Below are 23,662 nucleotides of genomic sequence, written 5' to 3' on the forward strand. Positions count from 1 at the left end.
ACGACGGCCCACCTGCCTGCGCAGGTGGGCCGTCGTGGTTGGTGAGGCCCGTCGTGATTGATGGCGAGCATCGTGATTGCCCGGGCGCATCGCGGGGATGCGCCCGGGGCAGAAGAGGGCGGCGACTAGCTGCGTCGCGGCATGCTGTGCACCCTGGCCACCGCATCATCGAGAGCCAGCGCCACACGCTCTTCCAGCAGCTCCTGTTCGGCAGGGGTCATGTAGAAGGCCATGTCCACATCATGGCGGATGTAGCGCGGTGCCAGCTGATTGAGCGCGATGCAGGCGACATCCTCGCGGCTGTCGCCATCCATGCCGCTGGCCGTGGCATGCAGGCGTATGCCATCGAACACCAGCTGCTCCATGTAATTGTGGACGCCCATCGACTGTGGGCTCCCCTGGGTCGAGCAAGACGTTGCGTGCTGTCCGTGCATGATGAGTCTCCCTTGTGACGTGACGAAGGCGGTCATTGCCTGCTGTCGAAAGGCCGGTCTCCTGTGCCCGTCCGGCGGACAGAGCCTCAGCCCGACAACAGACGCGCTTCTGCCTCTTCAATATGATCAGCCAGCCCGGACAATACCAGCGTATCGCCACACGCGAGACGAAGATCACCCGTGGGCTCCTCGATGCAGTCCCCGTTGGCGCGCACGATGCGGGAGATCAGGATACCGCTGCGCTCCGGCAGGGAGATCTCGTCCAGTCGGCGCTCACAGGCCCAGGTGCTCTCGGTCAGGGTCACGGGATGGCGTCTCAGCAGCGGGTTGCCACGCTTGTCGGTCAGCTGGGACTGCTGGCCGTGGAAGTAGCCATGCAGCAGACTGTAGCGGGCCTCGCGGGCCTTCTGGATCGAGCGCGCCACACGGCGAAATGGCACCTCGAGATTGACCAGCACATGCGAGACCAGCATCAATGAGCCTTCCAGTACCTCCGGGATCACCTCGGTCGCGCCGGCGGCCTTGTAGGTGTCCAGGTCGGCATCATCCTGGGTGCGCACCAGCACCTTGAGCTCGGGGAGCTGCAGCGGCTGGATGGCATGCAGGATGGCCAGTGCATGCGGCAGCTGGTTGACGGTGATCACCACCTGGCGGGCGCGCTCGATGCCCAGTGCGCGCAGAATGTCCTGACGCTGGGCATCACCGAAGACCACCGGTTCACCCGCGCTGGCGGCTTCATGCACGCGGATGGGGTCGGCATCGATGGCGATCCACTGGAGCTTCTCCTGGGTCAGGAAGCGCCCGACGGTCTGACCGACACGCCCGAAGCCGCACACGATGACGTGGTCGTGCAGCGGGGCCGTGGCCTCGCTCAACTGCGCCGTGGTGTGCGGATTTTCCTGGGTGGGGGTATGTGAGCGGCAGGCACGTTGCGACAGATGCTGGTTGTGACGAATGAGCGAGGGCGTGACGACCAGCGAGCCGATGATGATCGCCACCACCAGTCCCACGGTATCGGTGTCCATCAGCTGCTGTTGACTGGCCAGTGCCAGCAGGGCAAACCCGAACTCTCCGCCCTGTGACAGCACCAGGCCGGTGCGCATGGCCGAATCCAGTGGTCGTCCGGAGAGTCTGGCAAGCCCCGTGATCAACAGTGCCTTGGTGGTCAGCAGGCAGATCACGCCGATCACCACCCAGTACCACTGTGCCAGCAGAACATGCGGGTCGAGCAGCATGCCGACCGAGACGAAGAACAGGCCCAGCAGGATGTCCCGGAACGGGCGAATGTCCGCCTCAATCTGATGCCGGTAATGGCTTTCACCGAGCATCATGCCCGCCAGGAAGGCGCCGAGCGCCATCGAAAGGTGCAGGCTGTGGGTCAGCCAGGCCGAGAACAGGGCCACCAGCAATACGGTGAGCACGAACAGCTCTTCCGAGCGTGAGCGCGCGACTTCCTGAAAGACCAGTGGCAGCACCCATTTGCCGATGGCCATCATCACCACCACCAGGCCGATACCCTTGGCCAGCATCACGCCCAGATCGCTGAGCAGCTGGCTGCCATCTCCCGCCATGGCCGGAATCAGGATCAGGAACAGCAGGGCGGCAAGGTCCTGAAACAGCAACACTCCCACCGCGGCATGGCCGTGGGGGCTGTCCAGCTCGTTCCAGCGCGCCAGCTCCCGCGTCACGATGGCCGTGGAAGAAAGTCCCAGTGCGCCGGCCGCGACCAGCGCCGCGGCAGGGGTCAGCCCCAGTGCGCAGCCCAGCGCCCAGAAGAGTCCGCTGCAGACCACCACCTGGGAGGCTCCCAGTCCGAAGACGGTGGTCTTGAGGGCTCGCATGCGGGGCATCGAGAATTCCAATCCCAGCGAGAACAACAGAAAGACCAGGCCGAACTCCGACAGAAAGGCCAGCTCTTCCGGACGGCCTATCCAGCCTGCCAGATGCGGGCCGACCAGAAAGCCCACCGCCAGATAGGCCAGTACCGGTGGCAGGTGCAGGCGTCGGAACAGCGCCGCCGCGACCACCGAGGCCCCCAGCAGGATCATCACGTCATTGAACAGGCTATCTGCCATCTGGCCCTCCTGGCCTTCCAAGCGTATGAACGGGATAATACCGTGAACGCATCATGCATGAATTGACGGAGGTGTCATGAACCCGACCGAAATACCCCAGGACGGCGAACTCGCCGGCAACGCGCATGACGAATTGCGTGACCTGCTGGCACGCCTGGAAGCGACGATGAAGGCGGCGGATCTGTGGCGCATGGAGACACCGACCCCAGAGGCCTTCATGAGCGTGGAGCCCTTCTGCGTGGACCGCATGGACATGGGGCAGTGGCTGCGTTTTGTGTTCATCGCGCGTCTCGAGGCACTGTGTGACGCACGTGGCAGCTTCCCGGTGAAGTGTGACGTGGCGCCTGCCATCGAGGCCTGGTTGAAGGATGCGCGTCCGGAGCGCCGCGTGGCGATGACGGAAGTCGTGCGCGAGATCGATACGCTGATCACCGACAACTGAGTCGTCGCGGTTCACACGGGAGACGGGTATGCCGTACTACTTCGCCTACGGAAGCAACATGAATCCGGCGCGTGTCGCGGCACGCATCGGTGACACGCGTCGTGCCCTGCATGGCTGGCTGGAGGAGCATCGGCTGAGTTTCGACAAGGCGTCGCGTGTTCCGGGGATCGCACATGCCAATGTGCAACCGGCGCGGGGTGAGCGTGTCGAAGGGGTGCTCTACGAGCTGCGCGACCCTGAGCAGATCACCCTGATGGACCCCTACGAGGGGCGCCCACATGAATATGAGCGCTTTCGTCATGCCATCGTGACACGTGACGGTGTCATCGAGGCCTGGGTGTACATCGCCTTGCCGGAGCGCACCGGTCAGGGACTCAAGCCGGCCCGTGAGTATCTCGAGCACCTGCTGGGTGGGCGTGACTTCCTGACCCCGGACTATTTCACGGCATTGGCAGACGTGGAAGCGGTGCACTCGCTGGATGATGACACGCTCGCACGGCTGGGGCTGTCACGCAGCACGCCGCGCTGAGACGCCAGAGACGACAGCCGTGACGAAAAAAGCCCGCCCCTCATCACGAGGGGCGGGCTTTTTCATGGCAACGCCCTGGCAACATCATGCCACCAGGGGAGGGCCGAGGGGCGCTCAGCGTTGCTCGGTCAGTACCGGGTCCAGATTCGTCTGGTCACGACGGCTGGTCAGCATGCCGATGATCAGGCCCGCCAGTGCAGGTGCCAGCCAGCCCAGATTCATGGAGGCCAGCGGCAGCAGCGGCTCGATGCGGTGCGAGATGGCCATCAGGGAATCGATGCCACTGGCTTCGAAGCCATCGAGCAGGCTGACCAGCAGGGTCAGGCCCAGGCTCCAGGCGAACACGCGCGGTGCATCATGCAGGCGCGGGCGCAGGTAGGAGAGCAGCGTCAGCACCAGCACCAGTGGGTAGAGCGTGACCAGCACCGGAATCGAGACGCTGATCAGGGTCGAGAGGCCCAGGTTGGCGATCAACGCCGAGGCCACGGCCATCACGATCACCAGCAGACGGTAGGGCACGCTCGGCAGCAGGCGATGGAAGAACTCGCCGCAGGAGGTCAGCAGGCCCACCGCGGTGGTCAGACACGCCAGAGTGATGACCAGCGCCAGAATCAGCTTGCCGGCATCGCCGAACAAGGCCTCGACGTAGACCGGAATCAGTTCGCCCTTGGCGGCTTCCGTCACCAGAGCATGGCTGGTGGCGCCCATGTAGGTCAGCGGCAGATAGACGGCGGCCAGACAGATCGCGGCGATCGCGCCGGCCCACAGGGTGTAGCGCGTCACGTCAGCGGTGGCGGTGATGCCACGCGCCTTGATCGCCGAGACGATCAGGATGCCGAACACCATCGAGGCCAGCGCATCCATGGTCAGGTAGCCCTGCTGGAAGCCGGTCATGAAGGGCGCTTCGGCCCACTCGGGGCTCACCGGGCCCAGCGGCCCCTGCGGGTCGATGATGGTGAACAGCGCGATCAGTGCCAGCAGCGCGATCAACAGCGGGGTCAGCCACTTGCCGACCACGTCCATCAGCTTGCCGGGGCTCAGGGCGATCAGGGTGGCAATGCCGAAGAACACCACCGAGTGCAATGCCAGGCCTGACTCGGGCGTCATGTCGATGAACGGACGCATGCCCATCTCGAAGGCGACGGTACCGGTACGCGGGATGGCGAACATCGGCCCGATGGACAGGTAGATGGCGACGCCGAAGGCCGCTGCCGCCCACTTGGGCAGCGGGGAGGTGATCTTGTCGAGCCCGCCGCCGATCACGGCGACCGCGACGATTCCGGCCAGCGGCATGCCGACACCGGTGGTCAGAAAGCCGAGTGCGGCTGGCCAGAACTCGGCCCCTGCGCCCTGACCTACCTGAGGCGGGAAGATGATGTTGCCAGCGCCAAGGAAGAGCGCAAATGTCATGAAGCCCAGCGCCACGATATCGAGGCTGGAAAGTCGTGTTTTCAAGATGACGTCCTACGGATTCAGCGGATGCGTTGCGGCAGCAGGATGTCGGAGTCGACACGCTGCCGGGAAGCCGTTGGCCAGCGACAGGGGTGAGGTCACCAGCAGACTCGGGCTCGCGGGGTAGTGCGAAGCCCGCGTCTCATGGCGAGAAACAGGCCAACCTGTGAGTCGCCTGAATCTGACGCGGCGCATTATCGTTGATTTCACGCATCAAGACAAAGTGAGTACTCCCTCCCGAGCAGTCCGCTTGCCGGTCTGATCGCGACGTGAGTCGTCAGGTGGGGGAAGCCGGGGGCAGCGGGATGAAGTGAGGCCATCCATCCGGCACCACGAATACCCGCCATTGAGAGGGGGTGTCGTGTCGCGAGTCCAAGGGCCGGTGCGGCGCGCGCTCCAGCCATAGCTGACGCGGATGCTGAGGCGGCGCCTGCCGGGGAGTGCCCGTTGGCGGGTTCGCTTCCCCGTCAGAGGGCGCGAAATAGTCCTCGAGCCAGAGTTGCAGCTCGCGCCACCCGGACAGTGATTGCACAGGGGGAGGGGCCAGCCAGGCGGGCTTTTCCCTGAGACAGCCCAGCAGCGGCGCGGTACCCATCGCGGTGCTGTCGAGGCGCTGGCAGAAGGCGGAAAACTGGCTCACGGGGACCCACCAGCCAGCCTGCGCCGCGCTTGAAGGATGGCAGTGACGCGGTGGCGGCAGCTGCTCATCGGCAGGTGTCTCCGGCTGCCAGGGGCGAAACAGACCGCCGGGCATGGCCAGGCATTGGCCCGCGAGCCACCTGGGGGCCGAGTCTCCCGTCGCCTCGGCGGCGTCGCTCACGGGTAGACCAAGCGCCTGACGAATCGTCTGTTGCCCCCGCTCGCTGAGCGCCAGTGGCAGCTGGTGCGCAAGACTGCGTCGCGTCTTGATGGCGAGACTGTCGGCACCACCCGGGCCGATCCAGCGCTCCAGGCCATCCGCCGGACCCGGACCTTGTGGCAATCCCAGATAGAACTTGATCGCGACTTCCAGGTGGGTGGGGGTCGTGTCGCCTGCCGCCAGATACAGCATGTCCAGCTCGCCCAGCGTGATCTTGCCTTCCATGATCCTGAGATTGTGGGCCAACAGTCGGCTGCCCGGGGCGTGGGCCAGCACGAACCGCCACAGCAGCTCGTGATAGAGACCGAGCCGATGGTGGCGACGCTCATCCACCGCGGATTCCAGTGCCTCGGGGGCCTGCTCAAGCTCGCTCAGCCAGCGATGGCGAGTGATGTCGTCGCCCAGTCCCAACGCCTCGAGAGCCGGGCGCTGATAAGGGCGCAGTGTCAGCAGGTCCGGGGCACTCAACAACCAGGCGATATCCCTGACGCGCGGATGCGTATAGCGCTCGCATTCGCCACGCAGGGTCTGCCCGGCAGTCTTCGGCCAGCGGGTGGGAGGGGCCTGAAAAGGCGCATCATTGTCAGGAATCGGTGGCGGGTTGGACATGTCGCCAGTGTAACGCTCACTCACCCACGCGGCCATTCGTGCCAGAGGGACCCCGACCTCTGCTGACTGCGTTGGCGAGGGCATCGTCTTTGAGGATTGATTCCTCATGAGAACCAACCCGTGATGGTCAGGCCGGTACTCCACGCGCTGCACGTCTCTCGGCGTGTTCAACGAAGGGTAGATGCAACATGCAGACAATATGCAGGCAATGTGCGCGTGTCTCTTGAGGTCTGAATGCCCCCTTGTCACCTGACCAGGACGGAGCCGTCATCTGACGATCGCGGCCAGGCAGCGTGCTTGAGCCAGGGCCCCCGGCGATGGTGGAAGCGACCTTCGGCGTGCCCGGTGGGTGAGAAACAATTCGGGCGACCGGGGTGAACAATCCTCTGCTCTGCAAGGGAGTTATCCGGCTTCCTGTCGCTGGCCAACAGAAAAATAAACGCATTATTTCTCTTTCTGCTGCATCCAGTCTCAAGGCCTTGGCGTATGTCTCATCAGAACATGACGACACACTTCACCGCTGGCGACATGTTTTCCCGAGGGGAGTCTCGAGACAGGGATTTCTCTCGAACACCGAAGGATTCTGCCAGGGCAAGACGTCAGTCAGATGGCTGACTCGGCACGGAATCAGGAAGTTTCTGCGCCATTATGGTTATACAAGAGTTGTCCGTGACTCTGACAAGAATTTTCGATCTCGAGGGGCGCGCGGAAGAGGCTGGCCCCGGAATCGACAGCCCACCGCGAGTTTGTTGCTCAAGGCGAAACAGTGAGCTTCCCATGGCACGGCTAGTTAGAAAGCGGAATAAAGATTAGTCTGTTAATTATCGAAGCGAAGCACGACCCACAGCCAATGGAGGACGGAGCCCGGACAGGGGCTACTCGCCAGATCCTTCACTCGCTGACAACGACTTCACGCGGAATCATCCGCTACCCAGGACCAGGAGATAGACCATGAAGAACACCACACTGAAGACATTGATCGCCGCCGCCGTCATCGCCACTGCCAGCACGTCCGCCCTTGCCGCTGATGACAGCCCTGCCGCTCTGCGCGTCCAGAATGCGCTGAACAGCCAGCAGATCATCGGCCAGTCCCAGCCGGCAGCCACCAGCCAGCAGAGCTTCGCGGAGACTGGAATGAGCGTTGCCGCCGGACGTGTCGAGCAATCACTCAATGCCGAGCACATTCGTGGCCAGCAGACCGCTGCCGTATCCCGGGCCAATGACACCGTTTCCGAGCAGGGCAAGAGTGTCGCAGCCAGCCGAGTCCAGCAGAGCATCAGCGACAACGCCTGAGCCGACGCAACGCTGAGTCGTCAACGGGTCGCAAGACACGGCCTCTCGGCGCGTCGCTCTCAAGCACTCTGTCTTTCCCTACCTCTTTCGTCAGTGTCATTTCCAGGAGTCACATCATGAAGACCTTCAATGCCCTCATCGCCGCCGCCGTTCTCTCCGTCACCACCGCAGGCGTTGCCAACGCTGATAGCGTTGCCGACCAGCAGGTCCGCGCCACCATCAGCGAATCCGTGATCCACGGTCAGGCCCAGCAGGCAGCGTCTCAGCCGCTGCACCTCAACGACGCCGGCAAGAGTGTTGCGGCCAGTCGTGTCGAGCAGGCGCTGAACAGCCAGAGCGTCAATGGTCAGCAGGCGCAGATCACTCGTGATTCCCGCGAGTACGTCAATGATGCCGGCAAGAGCGTTTCCGCCACCCGCGTCCAGCATGCCCTGAGCGAAAGCGTCTGAGGTCAGAGGATCGCAGCGGTGGATGGTCTTGGCTGCCGCCACCGGGTGGGCCGTCTCTGCGCATGATATGTGCTGGATGTCGACAAGGTACTGGAGGATTTCCTTGAGTCTTCGTGAGGCATTATATGCCCCATATTACGTCGATTGGATGTTGATATCTGCGATGTGTCATTGAGAAGACTTGAGACGATTTCTGGGGCGCAAGGCGTGATAGGCGCTCGAGAATGACAAGCCAGTCAGTCCTCGTAAGGAAGGGTGATTCATCTGGATCATTGCAGATGTTTCCCGCATTTTTCGTGAAGATTCATCGCCAGTTCATGGTGAGGGTGTCATGGTGGGTCACGGTGATTAAACGTTGTTGATTGCCGAGCGGCATGCCGGAAATGTCGAGGCCGGATGCCATGATATCGATCAAGTGGAGACCCATGATGGTGCGCGGAAAACTCAAGAAGGTGGCAGGTTCAGTGTTGTTGGGTATCGGCCTGATGTCGGGGAATGCGATGGCGGATGATGTCGTCGATAAGCCCAAGGTGCTCATCTTCGATGTCAATGAAACGCTGTTGGACCTGACCTCGATGCGCAGTTCGGTCGGTGAGGCACTGGGGGGAAGAGAAGACCTGCTGCCCCTGTGGTTCTCGACCATGCTGCATTACTCCCTGGTGTCTACCGTGACCCGGGACTATCACGACTTCGGGCAGATCGGTGTCGCCTCGTTGCTGGTGGTCGCGCAGAACAACGGTGTCGAACTGACGGATGAGCAGGCGAAGGAGGCCATCATCACACCGTTGCTGACACTCCCGCCTCACCCTGATGTCAAGGAAGGTCTGGCCAGGCTCAAGGCCGAAGGCTACAAGATCGTCAGTCTGACCAACTCGTCCAACAAGGGCGTCAAGGCCCAGTTCGAGAACGCGGGACTGCTGCCGTATTTCGATGCTCGCTACAGCATTGAAGATATCCAGATCTACAAGCCGGACCTGCGTTCCTATGAGTGGGTGCTGGACAAGCTCGATGTCGAACCTGAAGAAGCCATGATGGTCGCTGCACATGGTTGGGATGTCGCGGGTGCCAAGGAAGCGGGCTTGCAGACCACCTTCATCGCCCGCCCGGGCAAGGCACTCTTCCCGCTTTCAAAGGCGCCGGATCATGTCGTGAAGGATGTGAACGAACTGGCCGACATTCTGGAGTAATTTCCTTGATTGGCGGGGGATATCGAGATCCTGTCACCCTGAAGTCCGCGGTATCGGTGGGGCTGGCGAATCTCCTTTGACAGAAATCATATCCTGTCAATCGGGAGGCTGCCGGTCCCATCGCCTGGCAGATTCATCGTGAATAATCCGCAAGTATTCTGGCGATATTGTCGAGATTTCGTGATGGTGGTTCGCTGTCATGCGCTGTATTTCGTTGATGTTGATCGATGGTGCGTGATGATGGAATGGCGCGCTGACAGGTCGCATAGAGGTGGCGTGACAGTCCTCAGGCGATCTCGAGAAGGATGCTTCTCAGAAAGACCCAGAGTGCTTGAGAAAGCCCCCCGCAGGCACGGTTTCTCAAGCGCTTTCCTGTCCTGGGTGTCGCTGTCCCGACATTCATTGCCCGCCCGATTGGCGGGTTTTTTTATGTCTCGCGTCCAGAGGCAGTGTCATGGTGAGAGCGCGCCAGAAGAGGGGGAGCGCAGGCCGAGCAGGCGTGCTGCATCGCGCGGTCGGGGTCTGAGCGAGGGGAGCGCAGGTGGCAGACACCAATGTCAATGGTAGGCTGGGCGGCATTCCCCTTTTCCAGACAGGAGCGCAGAGATGAACGACGCATCACCCCAGCATGGCCACCGTAGTCCGCAGATCATCGAGCCTCAGGGCCAGGCGGATGCCTGTGTCATCTGGTTGCATGGGCTGGGGGCGGACGGCAGTGATTTCGTGCCCGTGGTGCCGGCGCTGGGATTGCCGGCGGATCACGGCGTGCGTTTCGTCTTCCCGCACGCGCGTGAGCTGGCCGTGACCGTCAATGGCGGCATGCGCATGCCGGCCTGGTACGACATTCTCGAGATGAATCTTGGGCGGCGTGTCGATGAAGTGCAGCTGCGCGAGTCCGCGGCTTACGTGCATGCCTTGATCGAGGAGCAGGTCGCGCAGGGGATCGCCAGTGAGCGCATCCTGCTGGCAGGCTTTTCTCAGGGCGGTGCCGTGGTCTACGAGGCGGCGTTGAGCTGTGAGCGGCCGTTGGGTGGGTTGCTGGCGCTCTCCACCTATTTCGCCACCAGCGCGACCATCACGCCGTCAACCGCCAATCAGGGGCTGGCCATCAGTGTCCATCACGGCACCCAGGATGACATCGTGCCGCTGGCACTGGGGGAGGCTGGCGCCGAGAGTGCTCGCGCCCTCGGGCATCCGCTTGAATGGCAGACCTGGCCGATGGCGCACGCCGTGTGTCTCGAGGAGATCGAGGCGATCGGCGAATGGTTCACGGCACGCCTGCTGGCCTGATCGGCCGCCAGTCCCACAACGCCGCTGACGGAGTGATTCGTCAGCGGCGTTTTCATGTGCCGGCAGCGCGGGTCAAGTTCAGCAGCGATAGCGATAGGCGAGATGTTCATCCTTGCGCGGGCCGGTGATGCGCCAGTCAAGGTCGAAGCCGCAGGGCTTGTCATCCGCGTCGCGCACGATGACGAGGGTGGCGGAATAGAGGTCATCGATGCACAGGTGTGCCTCGCGGCTGATGAAGTGGTCACCATCGCCTGTGGAAGCCTCGATCAGGTCGAACAGGAAGACCGCCGCATCGCGGCCGCGGCGCTCATGGCTCAGTGACAGGGCCGTGCCATCGGGGCTCAGTCGCCAGCGATAGCGATTGCTGAACGTGACACTGCTGGCCTGGCCCTCCAGTCGGAACTGCCCCTGTTCATTGAAGAGGATGTCCCACGAGTCTTCCGCCCCAGTCCTGCCGGCCCCATCAGGCATCTCCTTCTCGAGGCGCACTTCACCGCTGCCATGGCCGGACCAGGCGTTGCGTGAGGCAGGCCCCGAGCGTGACGAAAATTCCAGGTGGCGTATCTGCTCAAGCAGCGCGTGGAGGGTTACAATGCCTGTCAACTTTCTCTGCCTAACGGGTTTACTCGTCATGTCCTACCTGATCGGTGTCACGGCCCTGTGGGCCTTCTCGTTTTCCCTGATCGGCGTCTACCTGTCCGGTCAGGTCGATAGCTATCTGGCCGTGCTGACACGCATCGTGCTGGCCAGCCTGATCTTTGCTCCCTTTCTGCGCCCACGGGCGATCAGTGGCCGCATCCGCTGGCAGCTGATGGCCATTGGCGCGGTACAGCTGGGGCTGATGTACATCTTCTTCTACCGCTCCTTCCTGCTGTTGCCCGTCCCGGAAGTGCTGCTGTTCACGATCTTCACGCCCATCTACATCACCCTCCTGGATGACATGATGAAACGTCGGCTGTCGCCATTCTACCTGCTCACGGCGATGGTGGCGGTCATCGGTGCGGCGATCATTCGCTACGACGGGGTCACCGAGGGCTTCTGGCTCGGCTTTGCCGTCGTTCAGGGGGCCAATCTGTGCTTTGCCATCGGCCAGGTCGCCTATCGTCATCTCTCGCCCCAGCTGCCTGAAGGTGTCGCGCACCGTCATGTGTTCGGCTGGTTCTATCTTGGCGCCCTGGCGCTGGTGGTCGTGATGTTCCTGCTGTTCGGCAATACCGACAAGCTGCCTTCGCAGCCGGTGCACTTCGTGGTGCTGGGCTGGTTGGGCATCGTGGCGTCCGGGATGGGCTACTTCCTGTGGAACAAGGGAGCGACGCGCGTCGATGCCGGTACCCTGGCGATCATGAACAATGCGCTGGTACCGGCGGGACTGCTGGTCAATCTGCTGATCTGGAATCGCGACGCGGACCTGCCGCGTCTCGCGCTGGGCGGGGCGGTCATCGTGCTGGCGCTGTTGATCAATCAGTTCTGGGCGCGCCAGCGTGAGCAGCGCGCGCGTGAGGCGCAGAGCGTTCGCTAGGCATCGGCTCCGTGCAGCGCGTTGCGCAGGGTCGTGGTCAATCGTGCGAGGGTCTCATCGTTCTGCAGTTGGGCCGCATTGAGGCGCAGGCCGGGACTGACCGCCTTGAACAGGTAGCCGGGCAGAGTGGCGATGCCAGCCTCGAGCAGCTCGCGGTGCAGGCGGGAAAGGGCCGCGCCATCGAGTCCCGGCAGGCCGCACCACTGCAGATAGCCACCACTGACACCGGGCAGCCAGACCCCATCGCCGAGAGCAGAGGCTAGCGTCTCGCGCAGCAGTTGCAGGCGCTTCGCGTAGCAGCGGCGCATGCGGTGGACATGGCGCCCGTAATCGCCGCTGGCGATCAGTTCCGCGAGGGCGGCGTGCATCCATGGCATGTCGCCCATGCCATCGGCCCAGCGTGCGCGAATCAGCCCCTGCATGCCCAGCTCGGCGTCAGGCGTCACGCTTTCGGGCCGTGGGAGCCACACCCAGCCACAGCGTGCTCGCGGGTCGAGCGTCTTGGACAGCGATCCCACCGTGATCACGCCGGGTGCCTGTTCCGGTGATATTGTCTGTCCCAGTGGCGTTGTCTGCGCCGGTGACGGTGCCTGGCGCTGATGGAGGTCCATCAGCCAGGGCAGACGGGTGTCGAAGCTCAGTTCCGCGAAGGTGGCATTCTCGATGATCTGTACCCCGTGGCGTTGGGCCAGCTTGAGCAGGCGATCTCGATCCGCCAGGCTCAGCTGGCCACCCAGCGGGTTGTGGCAATCCGGTGAGACGATCAGCGCGTGGAGGGCGGCCTTGCCGTGTCGGTTCCCGGCCGTGGGCGGCATCTCTGGCCGCGTCTTGCCTGCACACGTCTGCCGCCTGTCCATCTGCCTTGCCTCTCCTTCCTCCAGCAGTCTGGCCAATGCCTCGATATCCAGTCCGCTTCCAGCATGTGTCGGCAGGGCAATGGCTTCGTGACCATTGGCTTCCACCGCCGCAAGCACACCGAAATAGCCGGGGGCCTCGATGCCGATGCGGCAGCGTCCCCGGCTTGCGCGCCATTGTCGGAGAATCAGCGACATGCCTTGCTGAGCCCCCTGACACAGCAACAGGGTGTCACCGTGACAGTGATGGCCATGGTGGCTGAGGTGAGAGGCGATAGCCTCGCGCAGGGCGGGGGAGCCCGGGGGCAGCGCGTAGGCGCTGGGGGATTCGGCGTGATGCTTGAGCTTCTGGCGCACCAGCCGATAGAGGCGCCGCACGGCGGGCGCATCCAGCTCGGGATGCGCCGCGCCCAGCGGGGCCAGCGCCGGGTCGCTGGCATGAGCCATGGCCTGCCAGGCCGGGTCATCGATGGCCAGTGACGGAGTGGCAAGAGGGGTGCAGCGTGACGGGGCGGCGTCGTGATCGCGGCTGGCGGAAGAGGGAGGCGCCGCTGCGGCCGCGACCTGAAATCCCCGGCGCGGGACAGCCACGAGGAAGCCGGCGGATTCCAGCTCGCCATAGGCGCGGATCACGCTGTTGAGCCCCAGCCCTGACAGGGCCGCCTGGCGGCGCAATGAGGGCAGCCGTTGTCCGGGGACGAGTTGCCCCGTCGCCATCTCGGCTTTCAAGCGCGTCGCCAGTTGTTGGTAGCGCGGCGCTGATGGGAGGTCTTGAGTGCCACTCATGCGAACTGTATCCCCTGAAAAAGCCATTCTCTGTATCTTGTATCCCCTGATGCCTTCGCGGCAAGCTCATGTCACATCACGCCGGCGATGCCTGACGCGCTCGGTGTGAGCGCTCCTCGGGACAGTGAGGTCCCGTCTCTCGTGCTCTGGAGTCAATCTGATGTGGATGCCGCTGACCTTCGTCTTCCTGTTCGCCACCGGGTTCATCGCCGCACGTTTCGGCACCCTGGATGCTGAGCCTTTCACGCTGCTGCTGGTGCGTAGCCTGCTGGTACTGCCGGTGCTGGGGCTGATCCTGTGGATACGCCGCAAGCCGCGCCAATGGGGGCAGCGCCATGACAAGCTGGCTCAGATGGGCATCGGCATGCTGTTGCACGGCGCCTATCTGGGTGGCGTGTTCGCGGCGGTCAAGGCCGGGCTGCCTGCGGGGCTGACGGCCTTGCTGGTCAGCCTGCACCCTCTGGTGACGGCGGCGCTGTCACTGCCGCTGTTCGGTATCCGTCTGGGCGCCAGGCAGTGGCTGGGGCTGGGGTGTGGCGCGATTGGCGTCAGTCTGGTGCTGGGGGCGGGCATGCTTCAGGGGGCAGGCGCCGCAAGCGCTACGCTCGAGTGGCCGATGATCGGCCTGCTGTGGTGTCTGGTGGCGCTCATCGGCGTGTCCAGCTCGACGCTGTGGCAGAAGCGTGTCGGTGGTCGGATGGGGCTGGTGGAGGGGCTGGTATTCCAGTATCTGGGAGCGGGCTGTGTCTTCCTCATCGCAGCCAGCAGCGTAGGTAGCTTCGCCTTCGACCCGACGCCTCGTCTGCTGCTGACCCTCGCCTGGCTGGTGATCGCCATCTCGGTGGGTGCCATCTGGTTGCTGATGCTGATGCTCGAACGTGGCGAGGCCCACCAGGTCGCACGTACCTTCTTCCTGGTGCCACCGTGTGCCGCGCTGATGGCCTGGTGGCTGTTCGATGAGCAGTGGACCGCCTTGATGGTGGTGGGAGCGGCGCTGGTCGTGCTGGGGCTGGTGCTGGATCGCCCCCGTCCGGGCAAGGTAGCCAGGGCGCCGGCTGACGACACGTCGCCGTCAGCGCCCGAGACGTCGGCACCGAGCAGCGGGCAGGCCGCCTCGCGCTGATTCGCCCTGAAAGCACAACGCCCCGCCGGCCCGTGATGGGCTGGCGGGGCGTTGTCGTCTGTGGCCAGTCAGATGCGCGACTCAGAAGCGATAGCTGATACCGGCCATGGTCACGATCGGGTCGATCTCGACCTTGTCGTTGACGCTGCCCGCCACGGTGACATCGGAATCGATATCCAGATACCAGGCAGCGACGTTGGCCGCCCAATGCTCATTGATGACCAGGTCGACACCGATCTGTGCGGCCGCGCCCCAGCTGTCATCCATCTCGAGCTTGGTGCCGTCATCGAGGGTTTCATCGGAGAAGTGGGTGTAATTGACGCCTGCACCGATATACGGCTGGATGCGGGAGTCGCGTCCACCGAGGGGGTAGTACTGCAGTGTCAGGGTCGGTGGCAGATGATCGACGGAGCCGGCCTTCTGGCCATTCAGCGGGATGTCATGCTCGAAATTCTGCGCGGCCAGCAGCTCGATCCCCAGGGTATCGGTGAAGCGATACCCCAGAGTGAAGGCGAAGGCGCTGTCATCATCGACGTCCACGTCGGCACCGATGGCATCGATGCGACCGTTGTCGCTCTTAGGCGAGACCTTGGCGACACCCGCACGCGTCCAGAACTGGCCGGCACCATAATCGAGGTTCTCGAGGCCTGAGTCAGTCGACGAGAACGGCGCAGCGACAGCCGACGTGGCAGTCAGCGTGAGTGCGGCCGTGATCGCCGCCATGCGCAGCGGGCGTGAAGAGGACCGGCAGAAGGAGAAGGGCAAGAAGGACTGTGCGGCTGACATGTTCGCTCCCGAAGTGACAGGGGGTGAGAAAGGAGATGTCAGTCTAGGAGCTCATGTCGACGAAAAATTGATCCATGACAAGGGTTTGCCGTCATGTCCGACAAGGGTCCGTCACACTTGATTCAAATCAAGTTCCGTCTGTCTCGCCGACTGTCCGCGCATGCAAGAACGCCGCAGGCCCTGAGGCCTGCGGCGTTCTTGTGCGTCGTCAATGAGGCAAGGGGAACACCCCTGATGCGTCATGGCTCGGCGCGGCTCGTCAGTGCGTGTTTCAGCACTTAGAAGCGGTAGGTGACACCGGCACCGACGGTGACCGGGTCCAGCTCGGTGTCGTTCACGTCCTGGCCGTTGATCTTGGTGTCGGCCTTGACGTCAGCGTAACGAGCGAAGCCATTGACGGCCCAGGATTCGTTGATGTTGAGGTCAACACCCAGCTCGGCAGCAGCGCCGTAGCTGTCGTCGATGTCCATGCTCTGGCCACCGGCAGACTCACCGGAGAAGTGGGTGTAGTTCAGGCCGACGCCAGCGTAAGGCTGAACGCGAGCTTCGGTACCGCCCAGCGGGTAGTACTGCAGCATCAGGTTGATCGGCATCTGATCGAAGCCACCGTCGCTGTTTTTCCAGTCGGTGCTGAATGCTTCAGTGGACTGCAGAGCAACTGCCAGGTTGTCGTGGAACATGTAGCCCACGGAGCCGGCGAAACCGGATTCATCCTTGGCGATCAGGCCATTGCCGTTGTTGCTCTTGCCGTCGACCTTGGCAACGCCGCCGCGCAGGAAGATGTCGCCCTTGCCGTAGGCCAGTGCAGATTGTGCACCCATTGCCATGGTGCCGGCGATGACGGTAGCAGTCAGGATCTTGATGGTTTTCATGTGATGTTCTCCTTGAAGCTTGTGGCCTCGGGGGCTTCCTGTCGGCGGTGCCTGGCGAACTCGGGGGATGTACCGAGTGTGGCAAGGCTGCCTTGTTCAGGGGACGAGATGAACTATAAAAAACACTGTTCTTTTTGGCAAGCATTTTTTTAGAACAATGTTTGAAAACATATTTGACGTCTTGTTAGCGGATGTTACCGATTATTTCAGAAAAGGTGCATGTCTCGAGGATGAGACTGGAGGTGGCGCAGGACAGCGACAGGGCCGTTCATTTTCACGACAGATTCATGAGACGTTGGTCGTAGGCGGCTCATGAGGTGAGCGCATGCTACGCAATGCGTGATGCGCCCACCAGTGTGGGAATTCAGCGACGCTTGCGCTGGGCACGTGCTTCAAGCTCGTTGAGCCATCGACTGACCTCGTCACTCTGCGCGGGACAGTCGAGGTAGACGGCCAGAAACTCTCGCCACTCCGCTGCCTGCCAGGCCTTGAGGCGGCGCCACAACACGTAGAGGTCGCGCTGGCACTCGTGACGGCGCAGCACGAAGCGTCGGGTCTTCTCCAGGTCGATGATGACGGCATCCATCTGTTCCTGCATGGCGCTGGCACCGTCGGCGGCGGGCTGTGGGCGGCTGAGGAACAGATGCTTGGGAAACAGGCAGCCGTGCATCATGCCGGCTTGATGAATCTGTCGCACGAGACGCGCGCTGGCAGTGATGACTTGCGTGCGTCGGGTATCGTCCAGCGCCGGCCAGCGTGCATGCCAGTGGTCGAGATCATCGCGGCCGTCGAGATCGAAGGTGATCAGGATGGCGCGCCACTCCTTGCCGGTGCGGCGCTCGCCATACCAGCCGGCATCCACCGAAGGAATGCCCAGCGCGTGATAGTGGCGGATGGCACGCCATTCGCGCGAGAAGGTCGGCTCGCCCAGTGGGCGTGACAGGCTGCGGCCCAGATGGTTGGTCTGGCGCTTGAGGTAGAGGCGATGTGTCTGGCCCTGCTCGTCCTCGAGAGTGAGCAGCGAGACCGTCGAGATGCCTCCGCGCTCACGGTTAGGGGCATCAACGTCCTGGGCGGCCACGTGCCACAGGGCCTCGAACCGGTTCAGGCCGTGGTAATCCAGCAGATTCCCCAGGGCGGGGTCACAGTAGTCGGCATGGCCACGGGGCGCCGTGGCACGTGGGCCCCGAGAGGCGCTGGACAGGGAGTGGCGGGAAAAGGAGGTCATGGCAAGTTCACGAGCGAAAGAGGGGAGGTGAGTCACGGGCAATCCCTGCCGCAGGACCCAGCGATGGATCGCCCTATGATAGTTAGCCTGCTGGTGAAGTGATAGTCGCTGATCGGCAACTCCTGTGTCTGCGCATTCAGCACGCGTCGCAGGATTGTCCGAGCCGTGCATGACCTCTGTCGTGCAGGCCCGTGCGCTGTGGCGTGTGGTGGAAGGTCGCAGGTGTCGTGCAGGTGCGCAGGAAGAGCGTTGAGAGGCCGCTGGCGGTCCACTGCGCGCCAGCCCAGCAATGATGCGGGCCATGGACGTTTTCGCTGTCAGCTCATGGGCTTGCGATCCCCGCAGGCGGCGCTTGCCGGAGTGCGGCTGCGACAACCTGTCATCTGGAGCCTGTCGCGAGAGGGCAGAGAATGTCCGACCAAGGTCTTGGTACCACGGTGCCATTGCCTGTGCGCTTGCCGGCGGGAGTCGGGGGGAGACTGCCCCCGACGTCGGTGGCAAGCGCATGCAGAGACGGCAGTCTGGCCGTTCGTCTTATCGCAAAGGGGTTAGACATGATCTCCGATACCGTAGTGGAGCTGTCGCGGTTCCAGTTTGGCATGACCGCGCTCTATCACTTCCTGTTCGTCCCGTTGACCATCGGCATGGCCTTCCTGCTGGCCATCATGGAATCCCTGTATGTGATGACCGGCAAGCAGGTCTACCAGGACATGACCAAGTTCTGGGGCAAGCTGTTCGGCATCAACTTCGCGCTCGGTGTCGCCACCGGCCTGACGATGGAGTTCCAGTTCGGCACCAACTGGGCCTATTACTCGCATTACGTCGGGGACATCTTCGGTGCGCCGCTGGCCATCGAGGGCCTGGTGGCCTTCTTCCTCGAATCCACCTTCGTCGGGCTGTTCTTCTTCGGCTGGGACCGCCTGAGCAAGCGTCAGCACCTGATGGTGACCTGGCTTGTCGCCTTCGGCTCCAACTTCTCGGCGCTGTGGATCCTGATCGCCAATGGCTGGATGCAGAATCCGGTCGGGGCGGCCTTCAATTTCGAGACCATGCGCATGGAGCTGACCAGCTTCGCGGATGTCATCTTCAATCCGGTCGCCCAGGCCAAGTTCGTGCATACCGTGTCGGCAGGTTACGTGACCGGCGCCATGTTCGTGCTCGGTATCAGCGCCTTCTATCTTCTCAAGGGGCGGGATCTGGGCTTTGCCAAGCGCAGCTTCGCCATCGCCGCGGCCTTCGGACTGTTCTCGGTGGCCTCGGTCATCGTGCTGGGCGATGAGTCCGGTTATGAGGTGGGCGACGTGCAGAAGGCCAAGATGGCCGCCATCGAGGCGATGTGGGAGACCGAGCCGGCGCCGGCGTCCTTCACGCTGATCGGTCTGCCCAACGAGGAGACCCAGCACACCGATTACGGCATCCACATTCCCTATGTGATGGGGCTGATCGGTACGCGCTCGCTGGATACCGAGATTCCGGGCATCAAGGAGCTGACCGAGGAGCACCGCGGACGCATCGTCAATGGCATGCAGGCCTATGATCTGCTCCAGCAGCTGCGGGAGGGTCAGGACGATATCGCGACCCGCAAGGCCTTCGATGCCGTCAAGCAGGATCTCGGTTACGGCATGCTGCTCAAGCGCTATGTCGAGACGCCCTCCGATGCCACGCCGGAGATGATCGACAAGGCCGCGGCCGACTCGATCCCCCCGGTGGCACCGATGTTCTTCTCGTTCCGCATCATGGTCGCCTGTGGCATGGCGATGCTCGCGATCTTCATCGTCGCGGTATGGATGAGTGCCAAGCATCGCTTCGATGTGCGCCCCTTCCTGTGGATCTGCCTGCTGTCGATCCCGCTGCCGTTCATCGCGGTGGAGACCGGCTGGTTCGTGGCCGAATTCGGGCGTCAGCCCTGGGCGGTCGGAGAGATTCTGCCGACCTTCATGGCGGCCTCGAGCCTGGATGAGTCGGATCTATGGTGGTCCATCGGCGGTTTCCTGGCCTTCTACAGCCTGTTCTTCGTGATCGAGATGTGGCTGATGTTCCACTTCGCGCGCAAGGGACCCTCTTCCCTGCATACCGGCCGCTATCACTTCGAGCGCGGCGCCCTGCGAGACGACGAGGGCATGTCGCTCAATCCTTCGCTGTCATTCAAGGAGTAATGGATCATGTGGGATTACGAGATCCTCAAGCTGTTCTGGTGGGTGGCGGTGGGTCTGCTGCTGATCGGCTTCGTCATCACCGATGGCATGGACATGGGCGCGGCGATGCTGATGCCGCTGGTCAGTCGCAGTGACAGCGAACGGCGCGTGGTGATCAACACGCTGGCGCCGCACTGGGATGGCAATCAGGTATGGCTGGTCACCGCCATCGGTGCCGTCTTCGCTGTGTGGCCGGTGGTCTATGGCGCGGCGTTCTCCAGCTTCTATTTCGCGATGCTGACCATCCTGTTCTCGCTGTTCTTCCGTCCGCTGGGCTTTGACTATCGCTCCAAGCTCGAGAGCCCCCAATGGCGGGGCTGGTGGGACCGCGGCATCGTCGCCGGCAGCCTGATTCCCACTGCCTTCTTCGGGCTGATCTTCGGCAACCTGCTGCAGGGCGTGCCGCTGGAAGTCGATCAGTACATGCGTGCCAGCTACGACGGCAGCTATCTCGGGCTGTTCAATCCCTTCGCGTTGCTGTGTGCGGCGCTGTCCGTCGTGATGGTGATGCTGCATGGCGGTACCTGGCTGGTGGCGCGTGCCGATGACGCCGTGGCGGCGCGCAGTGCGCGTCTGGTGCAGCCGCTGGGACTGCTTTCGCTCGGGCTGTTTGGCCTGGGCGGACTGTGGGTGTGGTTGTCCGGCATGGGCTACAGCATCGACCAGATGGGCGATACCGGCACGGCGCTAAAGCTGCTGGACAAGCAGGTCGGTCCCGGCAGCTGGATGGATGTCTACGCGCGTGAGCCGCTGACGTTGCTCGCGCCCTTGGGCGCCGTGGCGGGTATCGTCACCGCGATGTGGCTCTCGGCCAGACGTCAGGGCGGCGCGGCCTTCACGGCCAGTTCCGTCGGGGTCGGCGGTGTGATCGCCACCGCAGGCATCAGCATGTTCCCGTTCATCGTGCCGTCCTCGCGCATGGGCGAGGCCAGCCTGACGCTGTGGGATTCGGTCTCCAGCGAGCTGACACTGTCCATCGTCACCGTGGCGGGGCTGGTGATGGTGCCGACCATCATCCTCTACACCACCTGGTGCTACGTGAAGATGTGGCGGCGCGTCACGGTGAGTCACGTCGAGCAGGACGGACACAGTCTGTACTGAGGCAGGCAGCCGACGCTGCAACCGCTTTTCCCGTACGCTTCATAACTGCATCATTGGGCGAGGGCGCCGCCCTCGCCGGGAGACGACTTCATGTGGTATTTCGCCTGGATTCTCGGTGTACTGCTGGCCTGCTTCGCGGGCATCATCAATGCATTGTGGCTTGAGCAGACTCACACCTTTGACGATGATTGAGGCAGGCGGCCTCAACGATGCTTCTGCGCCGCCGACCGTTCTGATCAAGGAGAGCTCGATGTCACGACCCTGGTACGCCTCACGACCACCGGCCTGGTGCCGAACTCGCCCTGCCCATCTGGCCTCGCTGCTGCTGTCTGCCATGGTGGCCATCTGGATGCTGCTGGGGCCGGATGCCATCGCCTCGATGGCCACCGGGCCGCGCTATCTGATGCTGCTGATCGCGCTGTGGGGGCTGGGGGCCGGCTTCACGCATGGGGTCGGTCTGGTGCCGCGTCATGCCACGCGCGCCTGGCTGCTGGGCGCACCGCTGAGCTGGTGTCTGCTGCTGATCACCCTGATCGCCCTGAGCATGAGCTAGCCACTGCGATGCCTTGAAAGTCCCGAGAGGGGTCACTCCATGAGTGGCCCCTCTTGCGTTGGGGGGATGCTGGCGCGAGAAGTGTCACCGGGGAGGCAAGCGAGCCCTTCTTGAGCGGCAGCGACATGCGATATCGCTTTACATCCCGCCAGTCCGCGCCCTATAACGCCAGTGCAACCGCGTGAGAGGGGGCCTGGAGGTCACCGCGATTCGCTCATGCCCTTGGCCCATGCCCTTGGCTTGGGCATCCGGGCGTAGTGGGCCAGGCGTCATTGCAATCCCTCCTGCGAGCCCCACCTAACACAAGAGACCCCCTGTGCGCCCGAGCGTGCTGTCGTGGGGGTATGGCTGGGCGACCGATATCAACAACAATGGTTCACGAGCGATATCCAGACCGCTCTTCGAGGAGGAAGGCATGCGATCATCCGTTGACTCTGCCCGCGGTTCGGCCCGCGGACCCGAGGGAAGCAGGCCGTCCACGGCGTCTGCTGGTTATATCCCGCGCGACATGGCACGGCGCCAATCAGGCGACTGGGTGCTGTCGCTGGTGGTGCCGGTGATGAATGAAGAGGAGACGATCGCGCCGTTTCTTGCCGCCATCGATGCCACCCTGGCAGCGCAGGTACCGCACCTGGAAATCCTGTTCGTCGACGATGGCTCCAGCGATGCCACCCTGGCGCGCCTGGAAGCTGCCGCGGCCGATGATTCACGTATTCGTTATCTGAGCCTGACACGCAACTTCGGCAAGGAAGCGGCCATGAGCGCCGGCATCGAGCAGGCGCGAGGCGATGCCATCGTGCCGATGGATGTCGATCTCCAGGACCCGCCCGAGGTGATACTCGAATTCATCACCCAGTGGCAGGCCGGCTACGACATGGTCTATGGCGTCCGCGCCGCGCGTGATGAAGACACCGCCACCAAGCGCAAGACGGCAGGATGGTTCTATCGCATCTTCAATCGCCTGACCTTTACCGAGATTCCACGGGACGCCGGGGATTTCCGGCTGCTGGATCGTCGGGTCGTCGAGGCGCTGCGCCGCATGCCGGAGCGCAACCGTTTCATGAAGGGGCTGTTCTCCTGGCCCGGTTATCGCTCGGTTGGCGTCACCTATCAGCGCCCGGCAAGGACCGCCGGCACGACCAAGTTCAACTACTGGAAGCTGTGGAACTTCGCCCTGGACGGCGTGGTGAGCTTCTCGACCTGGCCGCTGCGGGTCTGGACCTACCTCGGCGCGTGCATCGCGGGGCTGTCCTTCCTCTACATTCTCGTCATCATCAGCAAGACGGTGCTGTTCGGCATTGATGCCCCGGGGTATGCGTCCCTGATGATCGCGGTGCTGTTCTTCGGCGGCATGCAGCTGATTTCCATCGGCGTGCTGGGCGAATATCTCGGGCGCCTGTTCATGGAGACCAAGCAGCGCCCGCTGTATCTGATCGATCACGACAGCCTGCAGGATGGCCCCGGTGGCGCTACCTCGCCGGACAGCGGGCTGGACAGTGGCCTCAGCACGGCGCGGGTCTTTCGCGGACAGCGTGACCGTGAGGCCAGTCGCCGCCGTGAATCCTGTCAGAGTGCCGAGCCTGACATGACGCGAGGAGACTCGCGTGAGGGATGATGCCACGTCACGCCAGACGTCCAGCACCGCAGAGCGGGCACGACAGGAAGCCGGCACCGCCACCCGTTTCGGTCTGGTGGGGCTGGCCGCCACGGGGGTGCACCTCGCGGTCGCCGCGTTGATGCTGTTTCTCTGGCCACCGCTCAATGAATTCATCGCCAATATCGTGGCCTTCTGTGTGGCCTTCCAGGTCTCGCTGGTGGGGCATCGTCGACTGACCTTCAAGCGACAGGGCAGCGCCTGGCGGTTCGCGCTGGTGGCGGCCAGCGGCTTCGCGCTCAACAACGGGCTGCTGGCCGTGCTGATCCAGGGGCTCGGCATGAGCGGCTTCGTGGCCATCGCGATCGCGACGCTCTCGGTACCCGTCGTGACCTATCTGGCATCACGACTCTGGGCCTTCAAGGAATGAGC

The 23,662-nt window shown here is 63.2% G+C and carries 23 protein-coding genes; 14 read left to right on the forward strand and 9 right to left on the reverse strand.

What is annotated here, in order from left to right:
- Positions 1-125 precede the first annotated feature (125 nt).
- Together AC26AR_RS05365 and AC26AR_RS05370 are read right to left on the reverse strand one after the other, a co-directional pair.
- Positions 126-434, reverse strand: a complete 309-nt coding sequence (locus AC26AR_RS05365; RefSeq protein WP_488107682.1) for a late competence development ComFB family protein — start codon at positions 432-434, stop codon at positions 126-128.
- A gap of 86 nt (positions 435-520) precedes the next feature.
- Entirely contained in the window at positions 521-2,509 is a 1,989-nt protein-coding gene (locus AC26AR_RS05370) for a cation:proton antiporter domain-containing protein (protein WP_084209042.1), read from the reverse strand.
- A 76-nt stretch (positions 2,510-2,585) separates the two neighbouring features.
- Between AC26AR_RS05370 and AC26AR_RS05375 the strand changes: the two genes are divergently transcribed.
- A complete protein-coding gene (locus AC26AR_RS05375; RefSeq protein WP_084209041.1) occupies positions 2,586-2,951 on the forward strand; it encodes a YqcC family protein in 366 nt (121 codons plus the stop codon).
- Between the two features lie 28 nt (positions 2,952-2,979).
- Positions 2,980-3,480, forward strand: a complete 501-nt coding sequence (locus AC26AR_RS05380) for a gamma-glutamylcyclotransferase family protein (protein WP_077372558.1) — start codon at positions 2,980-2,982, stop codon at positions 3,478-3,480.
- A gap of 114 nt (positions 3,481-3,594) precedes the next feature.
- Here AC26AR_RS05380 and brnQ read toward each other — a convergent pair whose 3' ends face one another.
- A complete protein-coding gene (gene brnQ / locus AC26AR_RS05385) occupies positions 3,595-4,935 on the reverse strand; it encodes a branched-chain amino acid transport system II carrier protein (RefSeq protein WP_219815740.1) in 1,341 nt (446 codons plus the stop codon).
- 274 nt (positions 4,936-5,209) lie between these two features.
- Entirely contained in the window at positions 5,210-6,424 is a 1,215-nt protein-coding gene (locus AC26AR_RS05390; protein WP_488107683.1) for a DUF1853 family protein, read from the reverse strand.
- 927 nt (positions 6,425-7,351) lie between these two features.
- On the opposite strand from AC26AR_RS05390, the gene AC26AR_RS05395 reads away from it, so the two are divergent.
- From AC26AR_RS05395 to AC26AR_RS05410, 4 genes are all read left to right on the forward strand, one after another.
- Positions 7,352-7,693: a hypothetical protein gene (locus tag AC26AR_RS05395; RefSeq protein ID WP_084209039.1), complete on the forward strand. Its 342-nt coding sequence runs from the start codon at positions 7,352-7,354 to the stop codon at positions 7,691-7,693.
- A gap of 116 nt (positions 7,694-7,809) precedes the next feature.
- Positions 7,810-8,142, forward strand: coding sequence for a hypothetical protein (locus AC26AR_RS05400; RefSeq protein WP_488107684.1), 333 nt, complete (start codon positions 7,810-7,812; stop codon positions 8,140-8,142).
- A 425-nt stretch (positions 8,143-8,567) separates the two neighbouring features.
- On the forward strand, positions 8,568-9,329 hold the full coding sequence (locus tag AC26AR_RS05405; RefSeq protein WP_279855012.1) for a haloacid dehalogenase type II: 762 nt from the start codon (positions 8,568-8,570) through the stop codon (positions 9,327-9,329).
- Positions 9,330-9,935: 606 nt separating this feature from the next.
- The gene (locus tag AC26AR_RS05410) at positions 9,936-10,619 is read left to right on the forward strand and encodes an alpha/beta hydrolase (RefSeq protein ID WP_404624653.1); all 684 of its coding nucleotides are present in this window, start codon (positions 9,936-9,938) and stop codon (positions 10,617-10,619) included.
- 78 nt (positions 10,620-10,697) lie between these two features.
- On the opposite strand, the gene AC26AR_RS05415 is transcribed toward AC26AR_RS05410, so the two are convergent.
- Positions 10,698-11,222, reverse strand: a complete 525-nt coding sequence (locus tag AC26AR_RS05415) for a DUF6314 family protein (protein ID WP_488107685.1) — start codon at positions 11,220-11,222, stop codon at positions 10,698-10,700.
- Between the two features lie 28 nt (positions 11,223-11,250).
- Between AC26AR_RS05415 and AC26AR_RS05420 the strand changes: the two genes are divergently transcribed.
- The gene (locus tag AC26AR_RS05420) at positions 11,251-12,138 is read left to right on the forward strand and encodes a carboxylate/amino acid/amine transporter (protein WP_084209035.1); all 888 of its coding nucleotides are present in this window, start codon (positions 11,251-11,253) and stop codon (positions 12,136-12,138) included.
- Here AC26AR_RS05420 and AC26AR_RS05425 read toward each other — a convergent pair.
- The gene (locus AC26AR_RS05425) at positions 12,135-13,778 is read right to left on the reverse strand and encodes an aminotransferase-like domain-containing protein (protein ID WP_488107686.1); all 1,644 of its coding nucleotides are present in this window, start codon (positions 13,776-13,778) and stop codon (positions 12,135-12,137) included. The genes AC26AR_RS05420 and AC26AR_RS05425 overlap by 4 nt on opposite strands.
- 160 nt (positions 13,779-13,938) lie before the next feature.
- On the opposite strand from AC26AR_RS05425, the gene AC26AR_RS05430 reads away from it, so the two are divergent.
- Positions 13,939-14,901: a DMT family transporter gene (locus AC26AR_RS05430; RefSeq protein WP_191236746.1), complete on the forward strand. Its 963-nt coding sequence runs from the start codon at positions 13,939-13,941 to the stop codon at positions 14,899-14,901.
- Between the two features lie 81 nt (positions 14,902-14,982).
- On the opposite strand, the gene AC26AR_RS05435 is transcribed toward AC26AR_RS05430, so the two are convergent.
- The 3 genes from AC26AR_RS05435 to AC26AR_RS05445 form a co-directional block, all read right to left on the reverse strand.
- On the reverse strand, positions 14,983-15,687 hold the full coding sequence (locus AC26AR_RS05435) for an OmpW/AlkL family protein (protein WP_488107687.1): 705 nt from the start codon (positions 15,685-15,687) through the stop codon (positions 14,983-14,985).
- Between the two features lie 278 nt (positions 15,688-15,965).
- Positions 15,966-16,559, reverse strand: coding sequence for an OmpW/AlkL family protein (locus tag AC26AR_RS05440; RefSeq protein ID WP_065392614.1), 594 nt, complete (start codon positions 16,557-16,559; stop codon positions 15,966-15,968).
- A gap of 364 nt (positions 16,560-16,923) precedes the next feature.
- Positions 16,924-17,787, reverse strand: coding sequence for a lipopolysaccharide kinase InaA family protein (locus AC26AR_RS05445; RefSeq protein ID WP_488107688.1), 864 nt, complete (start codon positions 17,785-17,787; stop codon positions 16,924-16,926).
- A 554-nt stretch (positions 17,788-18,341) separates the two neighbouring features.
- On the opposite strand from AC26AR_RS05445, the gene AC26AR_RS05450 reads away from it, so the two are divergent.
- The 6 genes from AC26AR_RS05450 (at position 18,342) to AC26AR_RS05475 (ending at position 23,660) form a co-directional block, all read left to right on the forward strand.
- On the forward strand, positions 18,342-19,943 hold the full coding sequence (locus tag AC26AR_RS05450; protein WP_084209032.1) for a cytochrome ubiquinol oxidase subunit I: 1,602 nt from the start codon (positions 18,342-18,344) through the stop codon (positions 19,941-19,943).
- Between the two features lie 6 nt (positions 19,944-19,949).
- The gene (gene cydB, locus AC26AR_RS05455; RefSeq protein WP_488107689.1) at positions 19,950-21,083 is read left to right on the forward strand and encodes a cytochrome d ubiquinol oxidase subunit II; all 1,134 of its coding nucleotides are present in this window, start codon (positions 19,950-19,952) and stop codon (positions 21,081-21,083) included.
- 90 nt (positions 21,084-21,173) lie between these two features.
- Entirely contained in the window at positions 21,174-21,275 is a 102-nt protein-coding gene (cydX, locus tag AC26AR_RS05460; protein ID WP_024951692.1) for a cytochrome bd-I oxidase subunit CydX, read from the forward strand.
- A gap of 58 nt (positions 21,276-21,333) precedes the next feature.
- The gene (locus AC26AR_RS05465; protein ID WP_167593034.1) at positions 21,334-21,636 is read left to right on the forward strand and encodes a cyd operon YbgE family protein; all 303 of its coding nucleotides are present in this window, start codon (positions 21,334-21,336) and stop codon (positions 21,634-21,636) included.
- Between the two features lie 508 nt (positions 21,637-22,144).
- Positions 22,145-23,251, forward strand: coding sequence for a glycosyltransferase family 2 protein (locus tag AC26AR_RS05470; RefSeq protein ID WP_488107690.1), 1,107 nt, complete (start codon positions 22,145-22,147; stop codon positions 23,249-23,251).
- A complete protein-coding gene (locus tag AC26AR_RS05475) occupies positions 23,241-23,660 on the forward strand; it encodes a GtrA family protein (protein ID WP_084209029.1) in 420 nt (139 codons plus the stop codon). The genes AC26AR_RS05470 and AC26AR_RS05475 overlap by 11 nt, the downstream gene beginning before the upstream one ends.
- Positions 23,661-23,662 lie beyond the last annotated feature (2 nt).

The organism is Cobetia sp. PS-4MA, assembly GCF_057670765.1.

Coding starts and splice junctions, on each gene's coding strand:
- AC26AR_RS05365 (WP_488107682.1), bottom strand. CDS start 434: ATGCACGGACAGCACGCAACGTCTTGCTCGACCCAGGGGAGCCCACAG.
- AC26AR_RS05370 (WP_084209042.1), bottom strand. CDS start 2,509: ATGGCAGATAGCCTGTTCAATGACGTGATGATCCTGCTGGGGGCCTCG.
- AC26AR_RS05375 (WP_084209041.1), top strand. CDS start 2,586: ATGAACCCGACCGAAATACCCCAGGACGGCGAACTCGCCGGCAACGCG.
- AC26AR_RS05380 (WP_077372558.1), top strand. CDS start 2,980: ATGCCGTACTACTTCGCCTACGGAAGCAACATGAATCCGGCGCGTGTC.
- AC26AR_RS05395 (WP_084209039.1), top strand. CDS start 7,352: ATGAAGAACACCACACTGAAGACATTGATCGCCGCCGCCGTCATCGCC.
- AC26AR_RS05400 (WP_488107684.1), top strand. CDS start 7,810: ATGAAGACCTTCAATGCCCTCATCGCCGCCGCCGTTCTCTCCGTCACC.
- AC26AR_RS05405 (WP_279855012.1), top strand. CDS start 8,568: ATGATGGTGCGCGGAAAACTCAAGAAGGTGGCAGGTTCAGTGTTGTTG.
- AC26AR_RS05410 (WP_404624653.1), top strand. CDS start 9,936: ATGAACGACGCATCACCCCAGCATGGCCACCGTAGTCCGCAGATCATC.
- AC26AR_RS05420 (WP_084209035.1), top strand. CDS start 11,251: ATGTCCTACCTGATCGGTGTCACGGCCCTGTGGGCCTTCTCGTTTTCC.
- AC26AR_RS05425 (WP_488107686.1), bottom strand. CDS start 13,778: ATGAGTGGCACTCAAGACCTCCCATCAGCGCCGCGCTACCAACAACTG.
- AC26AR_RS05430 (WP_191236746.1), top strand. CDS start 13,939: ATGTGGATGCCGCTGACCTTCGTCTTCCTGTTCGCCACCGGGTTCATC.
- AC26AR_RS05435 (WP_488107687.1), bottom strand. CDS start 15,687: ATGTCAGCCGCACAGTCCTTCTTGCCCTTCTCCTTCTGCCGGTCCTCT.
- AC26AR_RS05440 (WP_065392614.1), bottom strand. CDS start 16,559: ATGAAAACCATCAAGATCCTGACTGCTACCGTCATCGCCGGCACCATG.
- AC26AR_RS05445 (WP_488107688.1), bottom strand. CDS start 17,787: ATGACCTCCTTTTCCCGCCACTCCCTGTCCAGCGCCTCTCGGGGCCCA.
- AC26AR_RS05450 (WP_084209032.1), top strand. CDS start 18,342: ATGATCTCCGATACCGTAGTGGAGCTGTCGCGGTTCCAGTTTGGCATG.
- cydB (WP_488107689.1), top strand. CDS start 19,950: ATGTGGGATTACGAGATCCTCAAGCTGTTCTGGTGGGTGGCGGTGGGT.
- cydX (WP_024951692.1), top strand. CDS start 21,174: ATGTGGTATTTCGCCTGGATTCTCGGTGTACTGCTGGCCTGCTTCGCG.
- AC26AR_RS05465 (WP_167593034.1), top strand. CDS start 21,334: ATGTCACGACCCTGGTACGCCTCACGACCACCGGCCTGGTGCCGAACT.
- AC26AR_RS05470 (WP_488107690.1), top strand. CDS start 22,145: ATGGCACGGCGCCAATCAGGCGACTGGGTGCTGTCGCTGGTGGTGCCG.